Origin of the sequence: Pseudarthrobacter sp. CC4 (assembly GCF_048957775.1) — a bacterium.
Taxonomy (GTDB): Bacteria; Actinomycetota; Actinomycetes; order Actinomycetales; family Micrococcaceae; genus Arthrobacter.
In genome coordinates this window covers 1-19,582 of record NZ_JARCCZ010000044.1, presented here as the reverse complement: position 1 = coordinate 19,582, position 19,582 = coordinate 1, and the positions used below count along the sequence as shown (strand labels likewise).

At 66.6% G+C, this 19,582-nt stretch carries 18 protein-coding genes and 2 pseudogenes; 10 read left to right on the top strand and 10 right to left on the bottom strand.

What is annotated here, in order from left to right; translation table 11 throughout:
- Positions 1-2 precede the first annotated feature (2 nt).
- The 3 genes from PV768_RS20955 to rraA form a co-directional block, all read right to left on the bottom strand.
- Positions 3-1,442, bottom strand: a complete 1,440-nt coding sequence (locus PV768_RS20955; RefSeq protein ID WP_157240339.1) for a sugar porter family MFS transporter — start codon at positions 1,440-1,442, stop codon at positions 3-5.
- A gap of 203 nt (positions 1,443-1,645) precedes the next feature.
- The gene (locus tag PV768_RS20950) at positions 1,646-3,298 is read right to left on the bottom strand and encodes an MDR family MFS transporter (protein ID WP_421094091.1); all 1,653 of its coding nucleotides are present in this window, start codon (positions 3,296-3,298) and stop codon (positions 1,646-1,648) included.
- Between the two features lie 111 nt (positions 3,299-3,409).
- The gene (gene rraA, locus PV768_RS20945) at positions 3,410-3,901 is read right to left on the bottom strand and encodes a ribonuclease E activity regulator RraA (protein WP_421094090.1); all 492 of its coding nucleotides are present in this window, start codon (positions 3,899-3,901) and stop codon (positions 3,410-3,412) included.
- A gap of 123 nt (positions 3,902-4,024) precedes the next feature.
- Between rraA and PV768_RS20940 the strand changes: the two genes are divergently transcribed.
- From PV768_RS20940 to PV768_RS20915, 6 genes are all read left to right on the top strand, one after another.
- Positions 4,025-5,311 carry an MFS transporter gene (locus PV768_RS20940; RefSeq protein WP_421094089.1) on the top strand — a complete coding sequence of 429 codons (1,287 nt, stop codon included), beginning with the start codon at positions 4,025-4,027 and terminating at the stop codon, positions 5,309-5,311.
- A gap of 129 nt (positions 5,312-5,440) precedes the next feature.
- Positions 5,441-6,049, top strand: a complete 609-nt coding sequence (locus PV768_RS20935; protein WP_157240347.1) for a TetR/AcrR family transcriptional regulator — start codon at positions 5,441-5,443, stop codon at positions 6,047-6,049.
- A 283-nt stretch (positions 6,050-6,332) separates the two neighbouring features.
- Entirely contained in the window at positions 6,333-7,532 is a 1,200-nt protein-coding gene (locus PV768_RS20930) for an NADP-dependent malic enzyme (RefSeq protein ID WP_321214740.1), read from the top strand.
- A gap of 113 nt (positions 7,533-7,645) precedes the next feature.
- Positions 7,646-8,149: a DUF456 domain-containing protein gene (locus PV768_RS20925; protein ID WP_321214739.1), complete on the top strand. Its 504-nt coding sequence runs from the start codon at positions 7,646-7,648 to the stop codon at positions 8,147-8,149.
- Positions 8,150-8,188: 39 nt separating this feature from the next.
- On the top strand, positions 8,189-8,563 hold the full coding sequence (locus PV768_RS20920) for a nuclear transport factor 2 family protein (protein WP_157240351.1): 375 nt from the start codon (positions 8,189-8,191) through the stop codon (positions 8,561-8,563).
- Positions 8,564-8,609: 46 nt separating this feature from the next.
- The gene (locus tag PV768_RS20915; RefSeq protein ID WP_157240353.1) at positions 8,610-9,587 is read left to right on the top strand and encodes a hypothetical protein; all 978 of its coding nucleotides are present in this window, start codon (positions 8,610-8,612) and stop codon (positions 9,585-9,587) included.
- Positions 9,588-9,593: 6 nt separating this feature from the next.
- Here PV768_RS20915 and PV768_RS20910 read toward each other — a convergent pair whose 3' ends face one another.
- A complete protein-coding gene (locus PV768_RS20910) occupies positions 9,594-10,241 on the bottom strand; it encodes a LysE family translocator (protein ID WP_321214738.1) in 648 nt (215 codons plus the stop codon).
- 105 nt (positions 10,242-10,346) lie between these two features.
- On the opposite strand from PV768_RS20910, the gene PV768_RS20905 reads away from it, so the two are divergent.
- Positions 10,347-10,802, top strand: a complete 456-nt coding sequence (locus tag PV768_RS20905) for an Lrp/AsnC family transcriptional regulator (RefSeq protein ID WP_321214737.1) — start codon at positions 10,347-10,349, stop codon at positions 10,800-10,802.
- 15 nt (positions 10,803-10,817) lie between these two features.
- Here PV768_RS20905 and PV768_RS20900 read toward each other — a convergent pair whose 3' ends face one another.
- Positions 10,818-11,285 (bottom strand): Lrp/AsnC family transcriptional regulator, encoded by a 468-nt coding sequence (locus PV768_RS20900; RefSeq protein WP_157240358.1) that lies wholly within the window; start codon positions 11,283-11,285, stop codon positions 10,818-10,820.
- 327 nt (positions 11,286-11,612) lie between these two features.
- Between PV768_RS20900 and gluQRS the strand changes: the two genes are divergently transcribed.
- Positions 11,613-12,494 carry a tRNA glutamyl-Q(34) synthetase GluQRS gene (gene gluQRS / locus PV768_RS20895; RefSeq protein WP_421094088.1) on the top strand — a complete coding sequence of 294 codons (882 nt, stop codon included), beginning with the start codon at positions 11,613-11,615 and terminating at the stop codon, positions 12,492-12,494.
- 9 nt (positions 12,495-12,503) lie between these two features.
- Positions 12,504-13,181 carry an HD domain-containing protein gene (locus PV768_RS20890; protein WP_321214735.1) on the top strand — a complete coding sequence of 226 codons (678 nt, stop codon included), beginning with the start codon at positions 12,504-12,506 and terminating at the stop codon, positions 13,179-13,181.
- On the opposite strand, the pseudogene PV768_RS20885 reads toward PV768_RS20890, so the two are convergent.
- The 4 genes and pseudogenes from PV768_RS20885 to PV768_RS20870 form a co-directional block, all read right to left on the bottom strand.
- Positions 13,159-14,416, bottom strand: a pseudogene (locus PV768_RS20885) (low temperature requirement protein A). The gene PV768_RS20890 and the pseudogene PV768_RS20885 sit on opposite strands and share 23 nt — an antisense overlap.
- Positions 14,417-14,425: 9 nt before the next feature.
- Positions 14,426-15,742 (bottom strand): ATP-binding protein, encoded by a 1,317-nt coding sequence (locus PV768_RS20880; RefSeq protein ID WP_157240365.1) that lies wholly within the window; start codon positions 15,740-15,742, stop codon positions 14,426-14,428.
- 147 nt (positions 15,743-15,889) lie between these two features.
- Complete coding sequence (locus PV768_RS20875; protein ID WP_157240367.1) at positions 15,890-16,138, bottom strand: SCO4226 family nickel-binding protein; 249 nt, start codon at positions 16,136-16,138, stop codon at positions 15,890-15,892.
- 164 nt (positions 16,139-16,302) lie between these two features.
- The gene (locus tag PV768_RS20870; RefSeq protein WP_323058029.1) at positions 16,303-17,250 is read right to left on the bottom strand and encodes an L-lactate dehydrogenase; all 948 of its coding nucleotides are present in this window, start codon (positions 17,248-17,250) and stop codon (positions 16,303-16,305) included.
- 182 nt (positions 17,251-17,432) lie between these two features.
- Here PV768_RS20870 and ggt point away from each other — a divergent pair, with 182 nt between their 5' ends.
- Positions 17,433-19,271, top strand: coding sequence for a gamma-glutamyltransferase (gene ggt, locus PV768_RS20865; RefSeq protein ID WP_421094087.1), 1,839 nt, complete (start codon positions 17,433-17,435; stop codon positions 19,269-19,271).
- Between the two features lie 107 nt (positions 19,272-19,378).
- Here ggt and PV768_RS20860 read toward each other — a convergent pair.
- A pseudogene (locus PV768_RS20860) lies at positions 19,379-19,582 on the bottom strand (L-asparagine permease); the annotation flags it as partial.

The window sequence follows — 19,582 nt, the reverse complement described above, 5'->3', positions numbered from 1 at the left end:
CGCTAGGCCTTCTTCGAGCCCTTGGCCACGAACAGGGTCTCCGCCTGCTCCAGGGACATGCCGTTGGTCTCCGGCACCTTGAACATGACAAAGAAGAACGACGCCGCGGCGAACAGCGCGTACATGGCATACGTCAGCGGCAGCGAGCCGGCGGCCATCACGGGGAAGCTGAGCGTGATCACAAAGTTCGCCACCCACTGCGCGGCCGCAGCCAGGCCAAGGGCGCGGGCACGGATCCTGGACGGGAAGATCTCGCCCAGGAGCACCCACACCAGCGGTCCCCAGGACGCGCCGAAGCTCACCACAAAAACATTCGCAGCCACCAGGGCCACCGGACCCCACGCGCCGGGCAGGGAAATCTCGGAACCGGAGCCCACGGCGGTGGAGAAGGCAAGGGCCATGGCGCCCAGTGATACGGCCATGCCCACGGAACCGGCCAGCAGGATGGGCCGGCGGCCGATGCGGTCCACCAGGGCAATGGCCACCAGGGTGACGAGGATGTTGGTGACGGACGTGGCCACCGAGATGGCCAGGGAGTCCTTCTCCTCGAAGCCCACGGCCTTCCACAGGGTGGTGGAGTAGTAGAAAATCACGTTGATGCCCACGAACTGCTGCAAAACAGACAGGACGATGCCCACCCATACCACTGCCTGCAGGCCAAAGGTCCTGCCGCGCAGGGAGCCCTTCTGGCCCGCCAGCTTGTCCTCCTCGATGGCGTCCTGGATCTCCCGGATGTGCCGGTCTGTGTCCTCTGCCGGAGCAATCGAATCAAAGACCGCACGCGCTTCATCTTCCTTGCCCAGGAACACCAGGAAGCGCGGGGACTCGGGAAGGGTGAAGGCGACCCAGCCGTACACCACGGCGGGCAGGGCTGCGGCCAGGAACATCCAGCGCCAGGCCTCGATCCCCAGCCAGTAGGGCTGGTCCGCGCCGCCGGCGCTGGTGGCCAGGAGCGCATCGGACAGCAGCGCGGCGAAGATGCCCGTGGTGATGGCCAGTTGCTGCAGCGAGGCCAGCCGGCCCCTGACGTGCCGCGGGGAGATCTCCGAGATGTAGGCGGGGGCGATCACCGAAGCCAGGCCGATTCCGAGCCCGCCCACCAGGCGCCAGAAGATCAGGTCCCAGACGCCGAAGGCAAAGCCGGTGCCCAGTGCGCTGACCAGGAAGAGCAGCGCACCAAGCTTCATGGCGGGGATGCGCCCGTAGTGGTCCGCCACCTTGCCCGCAAGGAACGCGCCGGCGGCGCACCCCAGCAGGGCGATGGCAACCGCGAAGCCGGTCACGGCCTCGGACAGTGCGAACTCGTCCTTCATGGCATCCACCGCGCCGTTGACCACCGACGAATCGAAGCCGAACAGGAACCCGCCCACCGCCCCTGCGAGCGCCAGCCAGATCACCCGCTGCGGTATCCGTGCGGTTGTCTGCTCCTGTGCAGTGGGCATGGTTCTCCCTTGGTCTGGGTTTAGGTGGATGCGGTGCGGACGTCGTCGGCTGCGGTACCGGCCGAGACGGCCGGCGCACACGCGCTACACAGTGTGGCACGTCACCGCCCGCGGTTCCACTTACGGACTGTCGCCCTCCGAAACAGAAGACGACGACGGCGGTGCGCGCCGCCGTCGTCGTCCCCTGTTTGGCGCGGGTCAGCTTAGTGGACCGCCGCGGGCTCCTGCGGGGCAGCCAACTGGTCCGTGAGCTTCTTGTCGGGCAGGGCGAAGCTGATGAGGAACGCGACGCCGGTGAGCACCGCCGCGGTGAGCATCACTGCGTCGATGGCGTAGGCGAAGCCCTCCGTGATGGGACGGGTCAGCGTGCTGTTGGCGGTGTGGAGCCAGCTGGTGTCGTTGAGGGACTCGTTGGACGCGCCGTTCCGGAAGAATTCGTACAGCTTGGCGTTGGCGGGGTCGGCTGCGACGGACGGGTCGCGGAGCACTGCCTGGTAGTCCGGGCTCTCCATGGCGGCCCGCATGCTGTCCGCGATCCGGCTCGCCGCCAGGCTGAACAGCATGGAGATGAACACGGCAGTGCCCACCGCGCCGCCCATGGAGCGGAAAAACGCCGCTGAGGAGGTGCCCACGCCCATGTCGCGGCGCGGCACGGACACCTGCATGGCCAGGGTGAGCGGCTGCATGCAGAAGCCCAGGCCCATGCCGAAGAACACCGCGATCACGCCGGGAACCCACAGTCCGGTGTCCACCCCGAGGGACAGTCCCATGACCGTGGCGGCAGCCGTGAGGATGGCCGTGCCCAGGATGGGGAAGATCCGGTAGGTCCCGGACGAGGAGATGGTGCGCCCGGCCGTGATGGACCCGGTGAGGATGCCCACGGTGAAGGTGATCATCATCAGGCCGGCCTCGGTGGGGGTGAGGCCCTTCACCAGCTGCAGGTACATCGGCAGCATGGCGATGGCGCCGAACATGCCGATGCCGATGATGAAGTTCAGCAGCGAAGACAGGCCAAACGTGGCATTCCGGAAGAGCCGCAGGGGAATCAGGGCGTAGTCGCCGGCACGCTTTTCGGCCAGCAGGAACCAAGCAATGCCCACCACACCCAAGCCGTAGCAAAGGAAGGAGTTGAAGGAAGCCCAACCCCAGCTGCGGCCCTGCTCCGCCACCAGCAGCAGCGGCACGATGGCCAGGGTGATGGCTGCCGCGCCCCAGTAGTCGATCTTCTGCTTCATGTGCTTGGCCGGCAGGTGAAGGAAGAGGAAGACCACTGCCAGCGCTGCCAGGCCGATGGGCAGGTTGATGAAGAACACCCAGCGCCAGCCGTCGAACCCCAGGATGGTGGCGGAACCGGCGAACGCGCCGCCCACCACGGGGCCGAGCACGGAGGAGATGCCGAACACGGACATGAAGTAGCCCTGGTACTTGGCACGGTCCTTGAGGGACACGATGTCGCCGATGATGGTCAGCGCGAGGGCCAGCAGGCCGCCGGCGCCCAGGCCTTGGATACCCCGGGCAATGGCGAGCTCCGTCATGGAGTGGACCGAGCCGGCGTACAGGGAACCGGCCAGGAAGATGATGATGGCGGTCAGGTACAGCGGGCGGCGGCCGAAGATGTCGCTCAGCTTGCCGTACAGCGGGGTGCTGACCGTGGAGGTGATGAGGTAGGCGGTGGTGGCCCAGGCCTGGAGCGAGAGCCCGTCCAGGTCGTTGGCGATGGTGTAGATGGACGTGGACACGATGGTCTGGTCCAGCGACGCCAGGAACATGCCCAGCATCAGGCCCACCATCACGGTGACAATCTGGCGCTGCGTCAGGGTTTCTCCGGCGGCGCGCGCGGCGGGGGTTTTGGACATGGCTGCTCCAGGGGTAAGGAAGAGGATCAAGCATTGATAGTTGCTTTCAGTAACTATCTTACGCCGGGTCCTATTCCTGGCAGCCGAAAAAAACTTCCTGCGCCCGGGACGCTACCGTTCCACCAAGATGCCGTCAGGGTCGCACCAGATCATGGCGCCGGTCCGGATCGTCACGTCGCCGATCTTCACATCCACGTCAACGTCGCCGGCTCCTGCCTTGGCGCTCTTGCGGGGGTTGCTGCCCAGGGCCTTTACGCCGAGGTCCAGCCGGGCGATCGCTTCCCGGTCACGGATTGCCCCGTTGATGACGACGCCGGCCCAGCCGTTCGCCACCGCGCTTTCTGCGATCATGTCCCCCATCAGGGCCGTGCCCAGCGAGCCTCCGCCGTCCACCACCAGCACGCTGCCGTTGCCCGGCGTGGCCAACGTGGATTTCACCAGCGCGTTGTCCTGGAAGCAGCGGATGGTCCGCGCCCGGCCGCTGAAGTGCGAGCGGCCGCCCAGGGACTGGAACTGCAACGAAATCGATGCCAGTTCGTCGCCGCGTTCGTCGTAGAGGTCTGCGGTGTTGATGGCCTCCGCGGGCGTGGACGCTTTGCTCATGTGGTTCTCTCCCTGATCCTCGGTGAAGCTTGTGGCGCCGTTCCGGTGTAAGGCACGGCCGCACGCTTACGCCCACGATAGTCTGATTCCGTCGCCTATCAGCCGTCCCCCGGGGAGCACGTCATGAGCCTGTCCGATACTCCCGCGCCGCTGGATCAGGGCGCAGGGATGCAGAGTACGACGGCGGCGCTCGCCGAGCCCACCCAAAAGGTCACCGCGCGCTGGGTCGCAGGGCTGGTGCTGGTCAACGTCGGTATCAACGCCGCATTCTTCGGTCCCATTAACGTCTTCATCGGGCAGCAGGCCATCAGCATCGATGCGCCCAGCAAGGAAGCCATCCTTTCCCTGGTCACTGCCTGCGGCGCTGCGGTATCCCTGGTGGCCAATCCGCTCTTCGGCGCGTTGTCGGACCGGACCACGTCGCGGTTCGGCCGCCGTTCACCGTGGATCCTGGCCGGTGCCGTGCTGGCTGCCGCCGCGCTCCTGGCCATGTCCGGAGCCCCCACCGTGGCGCTGATGGTGATCTTTTGGTGCCTGGTACAGCTCGGCGCCAACGCCGCGTACGCCGCCATCACCGCCGCTGTGCCGGACCGCGTGCCGGTCACGCAGCGCGGCGGAGTGGGCGGTCTGGCCGCCATGGGCCAGACGCTGGGAATCCTGACCGGCGCCGTCTTCGGAGCTGTTGTGGCCGGCAACTTCATGGTGGGCTACTGGCTGTGCGCTGTGGCACTGCTGCTGTCCGTGCTTCCCTACCTGTTCCACCGGAACGATCCCGCGCTGCCACGGGGGGAGCACCCGGAGTTTCGGCTGCGGCAATTCCTCCGGGGCTTTTGGATCAGCCCGCGGCTGTATCCGGATTTCGCGTGGGCCTGGCTGACCCGCTTCCTGGTGAACGTGGGGAACCAGCTGACCATTGTCTACCTGCTCTTCTTCCTTCGCGACATCATCAAGCACGAGGACCCGGCGGCGGGTGTGCTGGTCCTCACCGGCATCTATGCGGCGATGGTGATGGTCACTGCGGTGGTGGCCGGCCCCTGGAGTGACCGGACGGGCCGGCGCAAGCCCTTCGTCATCGGTTCTTCCGCCACCATCGCCATGGCGGGCGCCATCATGGCCTTTTTCCCGGTGTGGCCCGGGGCCTTGGCCGGCGCGGCAGTCCTGGGCATTGGCTTCGGGGCGTACCTGGCAGTGGACTTCGCGCTGCTGACGCAGGTCCTGCCCTTCGCCGTGGACCGGGGCAAGGACATGGGCATCATCAACGTGGCCAACTCCCTGCCCCAGGTGGTGGCCCCCTTCCTGGCTTTTATGGCCGTCGCGTACTGGGGCGGCTATCGATCCCTGTTTATCACCGCTGCCGTCATCGGGCTGCTCGGGGCCGTTTTTGTAGTGAAGATCAAGAGCGTCCGCTGACGCTCTGACGGGCCGGAAGTAAGGCACCTGACTGATTAGGGCATATTGGTGTGCCGTATAGTTGAACCGGATTGCAGGCGGTCCGGCATGGGGAGGACCGCACCATAGGAACACAACCCCGGAATGCTGATGCCCGAGATTCTTCCAGACCATCCGCCCATGGCCCCCAGGCCCACCGCACCGCGCCAGCGGTTCCGCTACGCCAAGATCCTGGAAGCTGCAGGAGGCTTCGCGCGCAAGGGCCTGGACTCGGTTGACCTTCCTGAGGTGGCCGCCAAGGCCGATGTCCCGCTCGGCACGCTTTACCGCTACTTCCCTTCCCCCACCCACCTGATGCTCGCCCTGTACCGCCACCAGCTGGAGGAACTCCAAGGGCCGGCCGGGACCAGCGCCGCCCGTTTCCGCGGCCGGGCGCTCGCCGGGCTGGTGATGGAGATCTTCCACATGCGGGTCATGCAGCCGGCTGTGGAGCAGTGCCTGACCCGCGGTGTCTACCTCCCGGACAGGGACACCACCGGCCTCCTCCGTGAGATCGATGCCTTGGGGGAGAAGGCACTGACCGCGGCGTGCGGTGATGCCACGGCCGCCCGGGTGCTGCTGCTGACTGTCACTGGTCTGGTCCAGTCCGTGCGAAACCGGCGGCTGTCCCTCTTCGAGGCCGAGGAAGACCTCAAAAAAGCCTGTGCACGCCTGTCCGGAACCGGCCAGCCCGGCTACACACTTCACCAAAGCGCGTAACAGGTCTAGACCAATCCGCCATTAAATCAGCCATATTGGCGTGGCGTACCTCACAAAAAGCCGTGCTAAAACGTTGTGGCACTGGGGTCGTGCCGTCAAATCGGATCGGCGGCCCTTTGTGCCGCCTACCATGGTTCAAACGGAGCAGCAGGGACCATCCCCCAAGCTCCCACGGACCCGCCACCCCTTGGGTTTCCTGCCGCACCATCGCCACTGCCTCGAGCCGTTCCGGACTTGAGCCCCACGTGCCGTGCGCCCACGGCCAGCACCAGGAGACAACGACGTGTCCATTGACGCATTTGCAGCCACTGACAATTCCGCAGCCACCGCCCTGAGCGAAGCCGAGATCTTCGACGCCCACCAGGGCGGCAAGCTCTCCATTGCCAGCACCGTTCCGCTGTCCAACAAACGCGATCTTTCCATCGCCTACACGCCGGGAGTGGCCGAGGTCAGCCGCGCCATCCACGCCAAGCCCGAGCTCGCCCGCACCCTCACCTGGGCCCAGCGCCTGGTGGTGGTAGTCAGTGACGGCACCGCCGTCCTGGGCCTGGGCAACATCGGGGCCAGCGCTTCCCTGCCCGTCATGGAGGGCAAGTCCGCCCTGTTCAAGACCTTCGGCGACCTCGACTCGATCCCCCTGGTCCTCAACACCACCGATGTGGACGAAATCGTGGAGACCCTGGTCCGCCTGCGCCCCAGCTTCGGAGCCGTCAACCTCGAGGACATCTCCGCGCCCCGCTGCTTCGAGCTGGAAGAGAAGCTCATCGAGGCCCTGGACTGCCCCGTCATGCACGATGACCAGCACGGCACCGCCGTCGTCGCCCTTGCTGCCCTGACCAACGCCGCCAAAGTCACCGGCCGCGCCCTGGAGGGCCTGCGCGTTGTGGTCTCCGGCGCAGGGGCAGCCGGCATCGCCGTCGCCGAAATCCTGCTCGCAGCCGGGATCACGGACGTCGTCCTGCTCGACTCCCGGGGCGTCATCAACAGCGGCCGCGCCGATCTCGCCGCGGACACGGCCAGCAAGAAGGCTGACATCGCGGCCCGCAGCAATCCCCGCGGGGTGGAAGGCGGCCCGGCCGAGGCCCTCGCCGGCGCGGACGTGTTCATCGGCGTCTCCTCCTCCAAGCTGGACGAGGAACACCTGAAGCTCATGAACCAGGACGCCATCGTCTTCGCGCTCTCCAACCCGGACCCCGAAGTCCTGCCCGAGGTGGCAGCCAAGTACGCTGCCGTTGTTGCCACCGGCCGCAGCGACTTCCCCAACCAGATCAACAACGTGCTTGCCTTCCCGGGCATCTTCCGCGGCGCCCTGGATGCCGGCGCCCGGCGCATCACCCCCGCCATGAAGCTGGCCGCGGCGTACGCCATCGCCGAGCTCGCGGCGGAGGACCTGTCGGCCGACTACATCGTGCCCAGCCCGCTGGACCCGCGCGTTGCCCCGGCGGTCACGGCCGCCGTCGCAGCTGCGGTGGAAGCGGAGTAGCAGCCCTTCCGCTGGCAGACCTACCCTTAGTGGAATGTACGACGGCGGTGCCTCCCCTGCGCGGGACGCACCGCCGTCGAGGGTTGACAGGGCGCCAACCTAGACTGGAGTCCATGACCTCCGAAACTGTCGTGACCATCCTGTGCGGCCTGGCTATCCTCGTAGGCGTGGCGGGGACAGTCATTCCGGTGCTTCCGGGCAGCATCCTGATTGGCGCAAGCCTGCTGGCGTGGGCAATCTGGGGCGGCGCCGGCACCGCGGGCTGGGTGGTGTTCGCGATTGCCATGATGTTCGTGGTGGCGGGCATGGCTGCCAGCGCTGTCCTTACCGGCAGGAAACTGAAGGAACATTCCATCCCCAGCCGAAGCATCGTGGCCGCGCTCGTGGCCGGCGTGGCGGGAATGTTCATCATCCCCGTGGTGGGACTCTTCGTGGGCTTCGCCGCCGGACTCCTGCTCAGCGAATTCGCCCGCACCCGGAACGTGGGTTCCGCCGCGACCTCCAGCTGGGCAGCCCTCAAGGCCACCGGCCTGGGCATGCTCGCCGAGTTCGGCCTGGCATGCCTGGCGGGCAGCACCTGGGTGATCGGCGTGTGGATCGCTGCCGCAACCGGCTGAGTGCTTGCGGGCCGGGACTGCGGGGCGTAGAACGGCACCATGACTGAACCAACTTCAGCACGCGAGCACGTGCAGGGCTGGATGGACAAGTACCAGGCCGCCTGGACCAGCAACGAGCCCGAGGACATCCGGGCCCTGTTCACGGAAGATGCGCGGTATGAAACGCGGCCGGGCGATCCGGACCCGTGGCTGGGCCAGGACGGCATTGTGGAGGGCTGGCTCGCCGCCCGGGACCAACCGGGCGACTGGACGTTCAGCTGGGAGCTGGCGGGGGCCGACGCCGACACCGCTTTCGTGCAGGGCGTCACCGTTTATTCGGGCGACCGCCCCAGCTACGACAACCTCTGGGTCATCCGGTTCGACGGGGCAGGCCGCGCCGCTTCCTTCACCGAATGGTACATGGAGCGGGCCTAGGCGCTGGCGGCATCCGCGCGGGGCAGCCGCCGGTTAGCATGGAAAGATGACCGCCGGGGATACTGCACCGATCTACTGGGACAGCCGGGACCTCACCCCCTTCGGGCAGCCGCAGCTGCGCACGCCGGTCCATGAACTTGCCGGGGGAGTGGGCGACATTCTCAGCGGCGTGCTGGGTGGACGCCACCCGGCCCTGCTGTCTGTGGACGGGGAGATCCCCCGGCTCAAGCGGATGCTGCCCAAGCCCGCCAAAATAGTCCACGAGGCCATCTTCACCAGCCGGGAGCCCGAACGGCTGATCACCCTGGCGCGTGCCTATCCCGGCTGGGCCGGGATCTGCTACCTGATGTCAGGCCTGCTCGTCTACAAGCACGGCGGCTATCTCCGGGCTTCGGAACTGCTGCAGCGCGGGCTGACCACCAGGAACGACGACGACGCCAACCGCTACTCGTCCACGTACCTGACGCGGATTGTGACCCGGATCGAACTCGCCGAACGCGTGGAGGTGCCGGTCCTCTTCAGCGAGGAGTCGGTGTTCCTGGCACTCGCCCATGCACTGCGCGAGACGGGCCGCGCCGAAGCCGCACTGGACGCACTGGGCGGACTGCCGCCGTCGCTCCCCATGGCATTGGCGCGCTGCTCGCTGGCGCTGAGCCTGGGCCGCAGCCGTACGGTGATCGACTGGACCGAAGGCCTCCTGAACGCGGACGACCTCTCGGCAGCGTTGCTGCTGGTCCGGGCCCGCGCCCTGCGCAGGGAAGGCCGGCTGGAGGCTGCCCACCAGGCGATCGCCGAGGTGCTGCGCCGGCGCAAGACCCATATGGTGCTGCGCAATGACGCCCTCACGGACCGCGCACTGCTCGTGCTGGATTCCAGCAGGCGCTCGCTCAACCCGCGCGACTGGGGGCGTCGCCGCGAGGACCCGGTGCCGCAGAAGGAGATCGCCGCACCCGTGCCCATCCGCAAGGACGAAGAGATGCGCCGGATCTGGGAACAGGACTGGAAACGGCTCAGCGACGAATAGCCCGGCCTAGCCGGCGGCCGGGCCGGCGAGCACCGGCAGCAGCTGTTCACCCAGCAGCACCACGCCCAGGGCCACCATGATCACCCCGCTGGCGAGCGTCACCGTGCGGGCGGCGCCCGGCCGGCTTTGCAGCAGGGTGCGGGACAGCAACGCGACGGCGGTGTACACGAGTCCCGCGAGCAGCACGAAGGTCATGCCCAGCAGGCCGGACTGCACCGGTACGGGCAGCGGCGCCTCTGCGCTCACGAACTGGGGGACGAGCGCCACATAGAAAAGCAGGCCCTTGGGGTTGATGCCGCTGGTGCCCATACCCTGCAGGAAGGTGCGGAGCCGCGTCTGGCCGTCACGGCCCGGCCCGGCCGTGAAACTCGCCCCGCGCCAGGAGCGCAGCGTGTTGATGCCCAGCCACATCAGGTAGCCGGCGCCGGCCAGGGTTATCCAGCCCAACACCCCGGGCGCTCCCGTCAGGACGGCAGCCAATCCCGCCACCAGCAGGACCGTGTGGAGCACGTACCCGCCGCACAGCCCTGCCACCGCGGGGACGAAGCTGCGCTGCCGGAGGCCCGCCGCGATGGAGTACGCCCAGTCCACCCCGGGCGTGCAGGCCAAGGCGGCCGCCACCAGCACAAAGGCCAAAAACAGCTCCGGGTTCATTCTTTCTCCTGCCACGAGGTCCGACAGAAGAAACCCTAGATACTTCGGCTCCGGAAGTGCTGTCCTTTTTCGCCCGCTAAAGCACCAAGAATGTAAGATTCTTGCGTGATAGACCATATCGACAGAAATATCTTGCGTTACCTCAAGGAGGACGGCAGGATGACGGCCACCGCGCTCGCCGCCAAGGTGGGCTTGACTGTGGCGCCGTGCCACCGGCGGCTCCGGGACCTGGAAAAATCGGGCGTCATCCGGGGCTACAAGGCGGACATCGATCCTGCCGCCGTGGGGCTGGGGTTTGAAGCGATTGTTTTTGTCACGCTGCGCCAGGTGGACCAGGCCACCATGGCGATTTTCGAGAGCCGCGTGGCGGAGGACCCCAACATCGTGGAGGCCCAGCGCCTCTTCGGCTCGCCTGATTACCTGCTCAAGGTCATCGCCGAGGACCTGCCCGCGTACCAGCGTTTCTACGACGCCGAGCTTACGTCCCTGCCCGGCGTTGAGCGCCTGACGTCCACGCTGGTGATGAAGAACCTGAAGTCCAACGCTGGACCCCCGGTGTAGCGCGCCGGACTGCTGCTAGTCCCTGAGCAGCCCGGTGGTGCGGTAGGGGATGACCTCGCGCAGGAACATGCTGGTGGAGGTGCGCACAATGCCGGGGCAGAGCCTGATTTCCTCCGACACGCGGTAGAGGTCGTCCGGACTGGTGGCCACCACCCGGATGAGGAGGTCGGTGTCGCCGGCCGGCGCGTGGCATTCCAGGACTTCCGGAATTTCACGGAGGGCGGCAATGGCCTCGTTGAGGTGGCTCTGGTCCAGTTCGGCACTGACGGCCGCCGCCACCCCGCGCCCGAGCGCTCCGGGAACCACCCTGCTGCTGTTGGGCCTTAATGCCCCGGATGAGGACATCCGCTCGAGCCGGGACTGCACCGTGCCCCGGGCCAGCCCCAGCCGCTGGGCCAGCACCATGATGGGAACGCGGGGATCCTCGTCCAGGGCCCTCAGGATCCGCTTGTCGGTGGAGTCCAGTTGCTGCAATCTGATCATTTCCTGTCGGTTCGGGGGGCGGCGGGTGGTCAAACTGATCAATAACGCGCCTGCCGGTTGCACCAACTGTAGGTCTGCTGGTCAAATGTTGGCAACGGTCAGGCTACCGCCGGCCCCGTAGGCTACCGCTTCCCGGCACACCACCCGGACGGCGGAACATCGTTTCCCGCAAGGAGACTGCCCTGATTGACTCTTGTTCACACCATGGTCACTCTGCATACACGGCAAGAGCCCCTGAGCTACCGGCGTCGGATTCCCGAAAGTCATCGGTAGCTGAGGGGCTCTTGTGCTGTCCCCGACATCGCGCCGCCCGCATAGTGTTGATCCATGACCCCAGCCGGCCGCTTTGCCCCCAGTCCCTCCGGCGAGCTGCATGTAGGCAACCTCCGGACGGCCGTCCTTGCGTGGCTGTTTGCCCGCTCCACCGGCCGGAGGTTCCTCCTCCGAGTGGAGGACCTGGACCGTGCGAGGGCAGGTGCGGAGGCGGTGCAGCTGCGCGACCTGACAGCCGTCGGCGTGACCTGGGACGGCGGCATCGTCCACCAGACGGGCCGCGGAACCCTTTATGCCGCGGCGATCTCCAGGCTGCAGGATGCAGGCCTCACCTACGAGTGCTTCTGCACCCGCAGGGAAATCCAGGAGGCCCCGTCCGCTCCGCACGCGCCCCAGGGGGCGTACCCGGGGACGTGCCGGAACCTCGGCCCGGCAGAGCGGGAATTCAAGCGCTCCACCCGCCCCGCTGCCATCCGCCTGCGTGCCGACGTCGCGGAGTACCGCGTACATGATGTGCTGCATGGGGAGTTCACCGGAATAGTGGATGATTTCGTGCTGCGCCGCAACGATGGAGTGACCGCCTATAACCTCGCCGTGGTGGTCGACGATGCCGAGCAGGGCATCGACCAGGTGGTCCGCGGCGACGACCTCCTGCCCTCCACTCCCCGCCAGGCGTATCTGGCGTCGCTGCTGAATATTCCTTCTCCGGAATATGCCCACGTGCCGCTGGTGGTGAATAAGGACGGCGCCAGGCTGGCAAAGCGCGACGGTGCGGTTACGCTTGCAGACCTTGCGGCGTTGGGTGTGGATGCGGCCGCCGTGCGGGACCGGCTGCTGGAGTCCCTTGGCCTGCCTTCGGGTCCGCTGTCCACGGCGTTGGCCGCATTTGATCCGGCTGCCCTGCCCAAAGCGCCTTGGGTTTGGTCCGGCCCGTAGGCTGGAGTCATGCCAGAAACCACGGAACAACCGCCCGCCAGCAGTTTCACACCCGAGACGGCCAAGGTGCTGGCCGAGGTGGCGCACAACCGCCAGAAGGACAAACTGAAGCGGCCCTACAAGGACCACGTACTGGCGGTGGGGGACGCTCTAGCTGATTTTGACGACGACATCCGCATCGCAGGCTATCTCCACGACATTGCCGAGGACACCCCAATGACCAGGCAGGCCCTGCTGGACATGGGCGTCTCCGACCGGGCCGTGCAGATCATTGAACGGGTCACCAGCCGCCTGCACAGCAACCCGGACGACTACCAGGCCGTCATCCGCGAGATCGCCGAGGACCATGACGCTGCCTTGGTCAAGATTGCGGATAACGCGCACAACTCGCTGCCTGAGCGCGTCCAGGCGCTGGCCGAGAAGTGGCCGGACAAGCCGCCGGTCACCAAATACCGTGACGCCCGCCCGGTACTCTATGCCGCCGTCGAGGTTGACGAGGTGCGGAAGATCCTGGCCCGGGTGAATCCGTGGCTGCTGGCGGAATTCGACGACCAGTTGGATGAGGATGACACCACGGACTACGAGAACCTGTCCTATGAGGAGCCGGATGCCGCCGGCGGGGCTGCTCGGCAGGCGGACGCAGAGGAAAGGGAGGCTCCCGGCGCTACGCCCTCCGGGGAGCGGTAGTTCCTGCCTCCAGCTTCTGAAGGGCAAGGTGTAGCCGTTCGGAGCCGTGGCGTTCGTCGATCACGATAGAGGCGCCGAGCGCCAGCACAATCACGAAGAGGCTGACGGGGACTGAGGCGCCCGCCGCGGCCAGGCCAACGGCAGCAGCCATTGCTGCCAGTACGCCGCCGGCCACAGTGATCACGGTGCGGTCTGCTCCCACCATGACGCTGTACAGCCATGTTATGGAGCCCTTGAACAGTGCCACCGGAATGGCAATGCTGGCCACGGCCGCGGCGGCGCTGATCCGGGCCTCGTGGTCAATATAGTAGGCGGCCACGTGGAGGCCGGCGCCGGTGGCTGCGATGGCGGCGAAAACGGGGATGTGGCCGTAGCCGAAGAGGAACGACCGGTGCCGGCGCAGGTGCAGGGCGCGTCCGGCCGGCAGCATGAAGTAGATCCACCACATGGCAAACGCCAGGGCCGTGCCGCCGAAGCCCACCAGCGCCGCATCAACACTCCAGCCGTGGTTGGCCACGATGGCCCGAAGCGTTTCAATGGCGCCGATCAGGCATTCGCCCAAGGCAATGATCGCCAGCAGCCCGTACCGTTCGGCAATGTGGTGTGCGTGCCAAGGGGTCCTGGTTTTCCGTTCGGCGGCGAAGGGGGTGGCCATCTCCAGGGCAACCAGCGGGACGATCATGAGGAACGAGGTCAAAACGTCCGCCTCGATGAAAAGCACGGCGATCCACCCGAGCTGCACCAGGGCCAGGTATCTGGCGTACCGCAGGCAGGTCTCACGGCGGGCCGGATCCTGCCGCGCGGCCCGGAGCCACTGCGACACCAGTGCCAGCCGCATGATCACGTAGCCGCCCACAATCACCGCGTTGTCCACGTGCTTGCCCTCCACCAGCGAGTGGAACATGGGCTATGCCCATGGCGAGGATCAGGACACCCACGATCTGGACCATGGTGACCACCCGGAAGATCCAGTCATCGGTGTCGTAGGCGCTGGCAAACCAGGTGAAGTTGATCCATGCCCAGACCACGGCGAACATCGCGAAGGAGAACCCCAACAGGCCGGGGACGACGTGGGCTGCCGCGATTTCATGGGCAAACTGGCTGCCTGCCACACCGAACGCGATCACAAACGTCAGGTCGAAGAAGAGCTCAAGCGGGGTGGCGGCGCGGTGCTTCTCATGCGGGTCGCGGCCGCCCATCCGCGCCATGGCATGACGGAGGGGGTTGGAGGACATAAATAAAAGCTACACGCGCCCCAAAGCGTCGATGTCCTCCAGGAAGTCCTGGTGCACCTCGGCGCTGACGGTGGTCCGGGTGTCGGCGATGGCGTCGAGGTAATCCTGCGTGGAGGGCCCCTTCCGGACCGCCTCGCGGACAGAGGCCGTGCCGCCGGAAGCCAGCCCGCCGTCGTCGTACACTGCTTTTTCCAGCGCACGCTGGGACGCGCTGCGGGCCGCATACTCGATATCCGCGGGGGAGAAGCCTTCGGTTTTGTCCACCAGCAACTCCACGTCCACGGCGTCCACCACGGGGGCAGGGATGAAGCGCTGCCACATGGCTTCGCGGGCCTGCCGGTCCGGCAGCCCGATAGGAATTACGTAGTCGAACCGGCCGTGCCGCAGGAAGGCGGAATCCAGGGCGCGGATAAAGTTGGTGGCGCACACCAGCAGCCGGCCGGGCTGTTCGCGGAAGGCCGGGATGATCTTGAGGAGCTCGTTGGTGACGCCCTGCAGGGGTGACGGCGGCTCGCCCGAGCGCTGGGCGGCGATCTCTTCCACCTCGTCGATGAACACCACGGCGTGCTCCAGCTCGGCGATTTCCAGGAATGTTTCGCGCAGTGCCCCGGCCAGGCCCTGCGGGTCGGCCGCGAGCCGGGAGGGGAACACCTCAACGAAGGGCCATTCCAGGCGGGAGGCGATGGCCTTGGCGAAGGTGGTCTTGCCGGTGCCGGGCGGGCCGAAGAGCACGACGGCGCGCGGCGGCACTACGCCGAATTCATCGGCTAGATCGGCCTCGGCCAGGGGAAGGACCAGGCGGCGTTCCAGCAGTTCCTTCTCCTTGCGCATGCCCGCCACGTTTTCCCACAGGTCCCGCGCCAGCACACGCCCGCCGAGCTGGCCCAGCGCGCCGAGTTCCTGCCGCTGGACGGGAATGGTGCGCTCGAAGTAGCGCAGGTTCTTCTTCAACGCGAAGCCCCGGCTGAGGAATGCCTCCACCCGGGTTTCCGATTCCGGCATGAGGGCCGAGAGCTTGTTCAGGCCGTGGGGCGCCATCCGGTTTTCGACGGCGGCGAGCAGCGAGGTGCCGATGCCCCGGCCGCGGTACTCGGGCAGCGTTGCCAGGAAGACAATCCAGCCCTGGTCGTGGGCGGCGCGTCCGACCGCGGCGCCCACCACCTGCTCGCCCTGCACCGCCACCACGGCATGGTCCTTCTCACAGGAAGCCAGCACCTCGGAGAGGGCATAGACGGGTTCCACATTGTTCGCTTTGAGGGTCTCCCACAGGTGAAGGATCCCGTCCAGGTCCGCCGAGTGGAAGTCCCTGATCCGCCAGTTGGTCATGCCGTGTCTCCCGGGTGGTTCGTCGTTGAACTGCGTCGCTGGCTTGCACAGAGCAGCAAGGTAAAGCGCTCTGCTGAGCATAGGCGATCAGCCCGCGACGAAGGGTTGCGGGGACGTTGCATTACATGGCGGCCAACGGGCCAGTGGTCAGACCTTGATCGGAACAGGATGTACTTCGTCTGCGGGGTGGCCCGCGCGCTCATGGATACGACGCACAGCGTCAGCAGAGGGGGCTTCTGACAGGCAGTAGACATAACCTGATTCGGGATCGGCCCAGGCCGATTTGAAGTCAACGCTCTCGTCGCCTTGGATGGCAAGGTCCGCGTTGTGGGCCTCCTGGAGGGCCTCCTTGGTGATTCCGACCATATTGTGGTGGACGTCCATGAATTCCGGCATGCTGGCTGTGCTCCTTAACTAGGTTCATCGTTGAAACAGCAGGATGTGCCCGAGGCTAGACCTAAGCCCGCGGGCCGTCAACAGGGTGGACGTGTTGACTCAAAGAATGCCTCTGGCACGAGGGCCTCTTGGAGGACAGGGAGGGGGCAGGCCGGTCAGATCCCTCAGATCCCCAGGGTGCCCAGCGTGTTCCGGAGGGTATCCGCGGAATGCTGCAGGGCCGCCACTTCACCGTCGTCCATGGGCATTTCGAGGACGGTGCGGACGCCGCCGCGTCCCACGATGCTCGGCAGGGAGAGCGCCACCCCTGAGATTCCGTGCTGTCCCGCCAGGACCGTGGACACGGGCAGCACCGCGTTCTCGTCCCGAAGGAGCGCTTCCACGATGCGTGCGCCGGAGAGGCCGATGGCGTAGTTGGTTGCGCCCTTTCCGGCAATGACCTTGTAGGCCGCCTGCGTCACTTCGCGTGCCGTTTCGGCAAGGTAATCGGGGGTGAAGACGCGCTCGCCGTCCACCTTCCAGTCGCGGACCGGGATGGGGCCGATGGTGGCGGTGGACCAGGCCGGGAACTCCGTATCTCCGTGCTCGCCAATAATGCTGGCGTGGACGCTGGCCACGGCCACGCCGGCACGGCGTGCCAGCAGCCACCGCAGCCGGGAGGTGTCCAGGACGGTTCCTGACGAAAAGATGCGTCCCGTTGGAAGTCCGGAGATTTGCTGCGCTGCCACCGTGAGCACATCGCAGGGATTGGTGACCAGGACGTAGACGGCGTCCGGGGAGCGCTCGAGCAGCCGCGGCATGAGGTCTTCCAGGATCCGGACGTTGGTTCCGGCCAGGTCCAGGCGCGTCTGGCCCGGCGCCTGCTTGGCCCCGGCGGTGATGACGACGACGTCCGCACCCTCCGTCACGGCGATGTCACCGCCGCCGGTCACGGACGCAGCGGCAGCAGCGAACTGGGTGCCGTGGGCGAGGTCCAGGACTTCGGCGTCGGCCTTGGCGGCGTTGACGTCGAACAGGGCGATGCTGCCGGCTGAACCGCGGATGAGGGCGGCGTACGCCAGGGAGGTGCCGACGCTCCCCGCGCCGACGATGGCGAGTTTCGATCCTGACATGGAGTACCTCGTCTTCCCCGGCCCTGTGGCGCGCCGGCGCTGGTGGTCCTGCTGCCCGCAATGGCTTTCATGCTACCGAGCGCGGCAGCCTGCGGGGCAAGAGCGTGGCCGGCACCGTTGAGAGTGTCATGCCCGAGGAGTAGCGTGTGACCCACCTCACCCACACCCATTCAGGAGCAACCATGCCATATCCGGGACGCCGGCTCGCTGCCGTAACCGCAGCGCTGGCGATGAGCGTGACCACCGGCGCCATCATGAGCCCCGCCGCTTCCGCTGACGAGCGGCAAACCCAAAAACAACCCGTGGCCACCGGCTACGGCGGTGCGGTCAGCACCGTGGACCCTGAAGCCTCGGCGGCGGCCATCGAAGTCCTCCGCGAGGGCGGCAACGCCGTCGACGCCGCCGTCGCGGCAGCAGCCACCCTGGGAGTCACGGAGCCGTACAGTGCCGGTATCGGCGGCGGCGGCTACTTTGTGTACTACGACGCTGACAGCGGCAAAGTCAGCACCATCGACGGCCGCGAGACGGCCCCGGCCGCCATGCCCCGGGATGCATTCATTGACCCTGCCACGGGTGCGGCATACCCGTTCCGCAAGCAGGCCACGAGCGGCATGTCAGTGGGCGTGCCCGGCACGCCTGCCACATGGGAACGCGCACTCGAGCGCTGGGGGAGCGTCAGCCTGGAGGAGGCCCTTGAACCGGCCATCGAGGTTGCCACCAGGGGCTTTGTTGTAGACGCCACATTCCAGCAGCAGACGCTGGACAACAAGGACCGGTTCCAGCCCTTCACATCCACCAGTGAGCTCTTCCTGCCAGGTGGCGACGCACCGGCCGTGGGGACAATCTTCAAGAACCCCGGCCTCGCCGATACCTACCAGCTCCTGGCCAAGAAGGGCATGAAGGCCTTCTATAAAGGTCCCCTTGCGAAGGAGATCGCGGAGACAGTCCAGAACCCGCCGATGGTTCCCGGTTCCGCCCTGCCCGGCCCGGCGGGCGTCATGACCACCAAGGACCTCAAGGACTACGAGGCGCTGGACCAGGAGCCCACCCATGTGAACTACCGCGGCTACGACGTCTATGGGATGGCCCCGTCCAGCAGTGGTGGAACCACGGTGGGTGAGGCGTTGAACATCCTGGAGGTGTTCGATCTTCCGTCCCTGAAGGCTGACGTGCCCAAGGTGCTGCACCACTACCTCGAAGCCAGCGCGCTTGCCTTCGCGGACCGCGCCAAGTACGTCGGCGATCCCGCCTTTGTGGACGTTCCCACGAATGCGCTCCTGGATCCGGTGTTCGGCAAGGAACGGGCCTGCGAGATCAATCCGCTGGCGGCGGCCGTTAAGCCGCTGCAGACCGCCGGAGACGTCACGTCGTACGACGGCGTGTGCCCGGTGAAGCCGGCAGCGCTCGCCGATGAGAAGGACACCGAGAACATCTCCACCACCAACCTGACCGTTTCAGACAAGTGGGGCAACGTGGTGGAGTACACCCTCACAATCGAGCAGACCGGCGGTTCCGGCATCGTGGTTCCCGGCCGGGGATTCATCCTCAACAACGAGCTCACGGACTTCTCGGTGGTGTACAGCGAAACGGATCCCAACCGGATCCAGCCGGGCAAGCGGCCCCGCTCGTCCATGTCGCCCACCATCGTCCTGAAAGAGGGCGAACCTTTCGTGGCACTCGGCTCGCCGGGCGGTTCCACCATCATCACCACCGTCCTGCAGACGCTCATCAACCGTATTGACCTGGGGATGACCATCTCGGAGGCCCTGGCTGCTCCCCGCGGCACCCAGCGGAACACGGAAAATGTTGTGGCTGAACAGGCATTCATCGATGCGTACGGGCCCGTCCTGACGTCGACGTACAAGCACAAGCTTGTGGCAGCGGGCGCCCCCGGAACCTCGGCGGCAGAAATTGGCGCCGCCACGGCCATTGAGTTCCTGGATGACGGACTGGTGGTCGCCGCGGCCGAGCCGGCAAGGCGCGGCGGCGGATCGGCGATGGTGGTGGATCCCGCCAGGTAACTGGTCCGCCTGCCGCCTCAAGCGTCGAGCGTTAAACCGCGACGGCGGCACACAGGTTCTGCAGCTCCAGAACCTGTGTGCCGCCGTCGGACGTTAAGGACGGTGGGTTACTTCTTGAAGGCGGCCGCCGGCGGGTTGGCGACCACGGGGGAGAGGCCGGTGAAGCCTTCGCGGGTTTCGGCGATTTCGCGGATGCGGGTGCGGCAGGCGTACCAGCCTGCGACCATCAGCACCGAGGCGATGGCGGTGACGAGCATGGTGAGGGGGGAGTCGATGAAGACCATCACGAGCACGCCCACGAGGAAGAGGAG

Bases quoted from the DNA above. Each gene is read 5' to 3' on its own strand.
- PV768_RS20955 (WP_157240339.1), bottom strand. From the start codon at position 1,442: ATGCCCACTGCACAGGAGCAGACAACCGCACGGATACCGCAGCGGGTG.
- PV768_RS20950 (WP_421094091.1), bottom strand. From the start codon at position 3,298: ATGTCCAAAACCCCCGCCGCGCGCGCCGCCGGAGAAACCCTGACGCAG.
- rraA (WP_421094090.1), bottom strand. From the start codon at position 3,901: ATGAGCAAAGCGTCCACGCCCGCGGAGGCCATCAACACCGCAGACCTC.
- PV768_RS20940 (WP_421094089.1), top strand. From the start codon at position 4,025: ATGAGCCTGTCCGATACTCCCGCGCCGCTGGATCAGGGCGCAGGGATG.
- PV768_RS20935 (WP_157240347.1), top strand. From the start codon at position 5,441: ATGCCCGAGATTCTTCCAGACCATCCGCCCATGGCCCCCAGGCCCACC.
- PV768_RS20925 (WP_321214739.1), top strand. From the start codon at position 7,646: ATGACCTCCGAAACTGTCGTGACCATCCTGTGCGGCCTGGCTATCCTC.
- PV768_RS20920 (WP_157240351.1), top strand. From the start codon at position 8,189: ATGACTGAACCAACTTCAGCACGCGAGCACGTGCAGGGCTGGATGGAC.
- PV768_RS20915 (WP_157240353.1), top strand. From the start codon at position 8,610: ATGACCGCCGGGGATACTGCACCGATCTACTGGGACAGCCGGGACCTC.
- PV768_RS20910 (WP_321214738.1), bottom strand. From the start codon at position 10,241: ATGAACCCGGAGCTGTTTTTGGCCTTTGTGCTGGTGGCGGCCGCCTTG.
- PV768_RS20900 (WP_157240358.1), bottom strand. From the start codon at position 11,285: ATGATCAGATTGCAGCAACTGGACTCCACCGACAAGCGGATCCTGAGG.
- gluQRS (WP_421094088.1), top strand. From the start codon at position 11,613: ATGACCCCAGCCGGCCGCTTTGCCCCCAGTCCCTCCGGCGAGCTGCAT.
- PV768_RS20890 (WP_321214735.1), top strand. From the start codon at position 12,504: ATGCCAGAAACCACGGAACAACCGCCCGCCAGCAGTTTCACACCCGAG.
- PV768_RS20880 (WP_157240365.1), bottom strand. From the start codon at position 15,742: ATGACCAACTGGCGGATCAGGGACTTCCACTCGGCGGACCTGGACGGG.
- PV768_RS20875 (WP_157240367.1), bottom strand. From the start codon at position 16,138: ATGCCGGAATTCATGGACGTCCACCACAATATGGTCGGAATCACCAAG.
- PV768_RS20870 (WP_323058029.1), bottom strand. From the start codon at position 17,250: ATGTCAGGATCGAAACTCGCCATCGTCGGCGCGGGGAGCGTCGGCACC.
- ggt (WP_421094087.1), top strand. From the start codon at position 17,433: ATGCCATATCCGGGACGCCGGCTCGCTGCCGTAACCGCAGCGCTGGCG.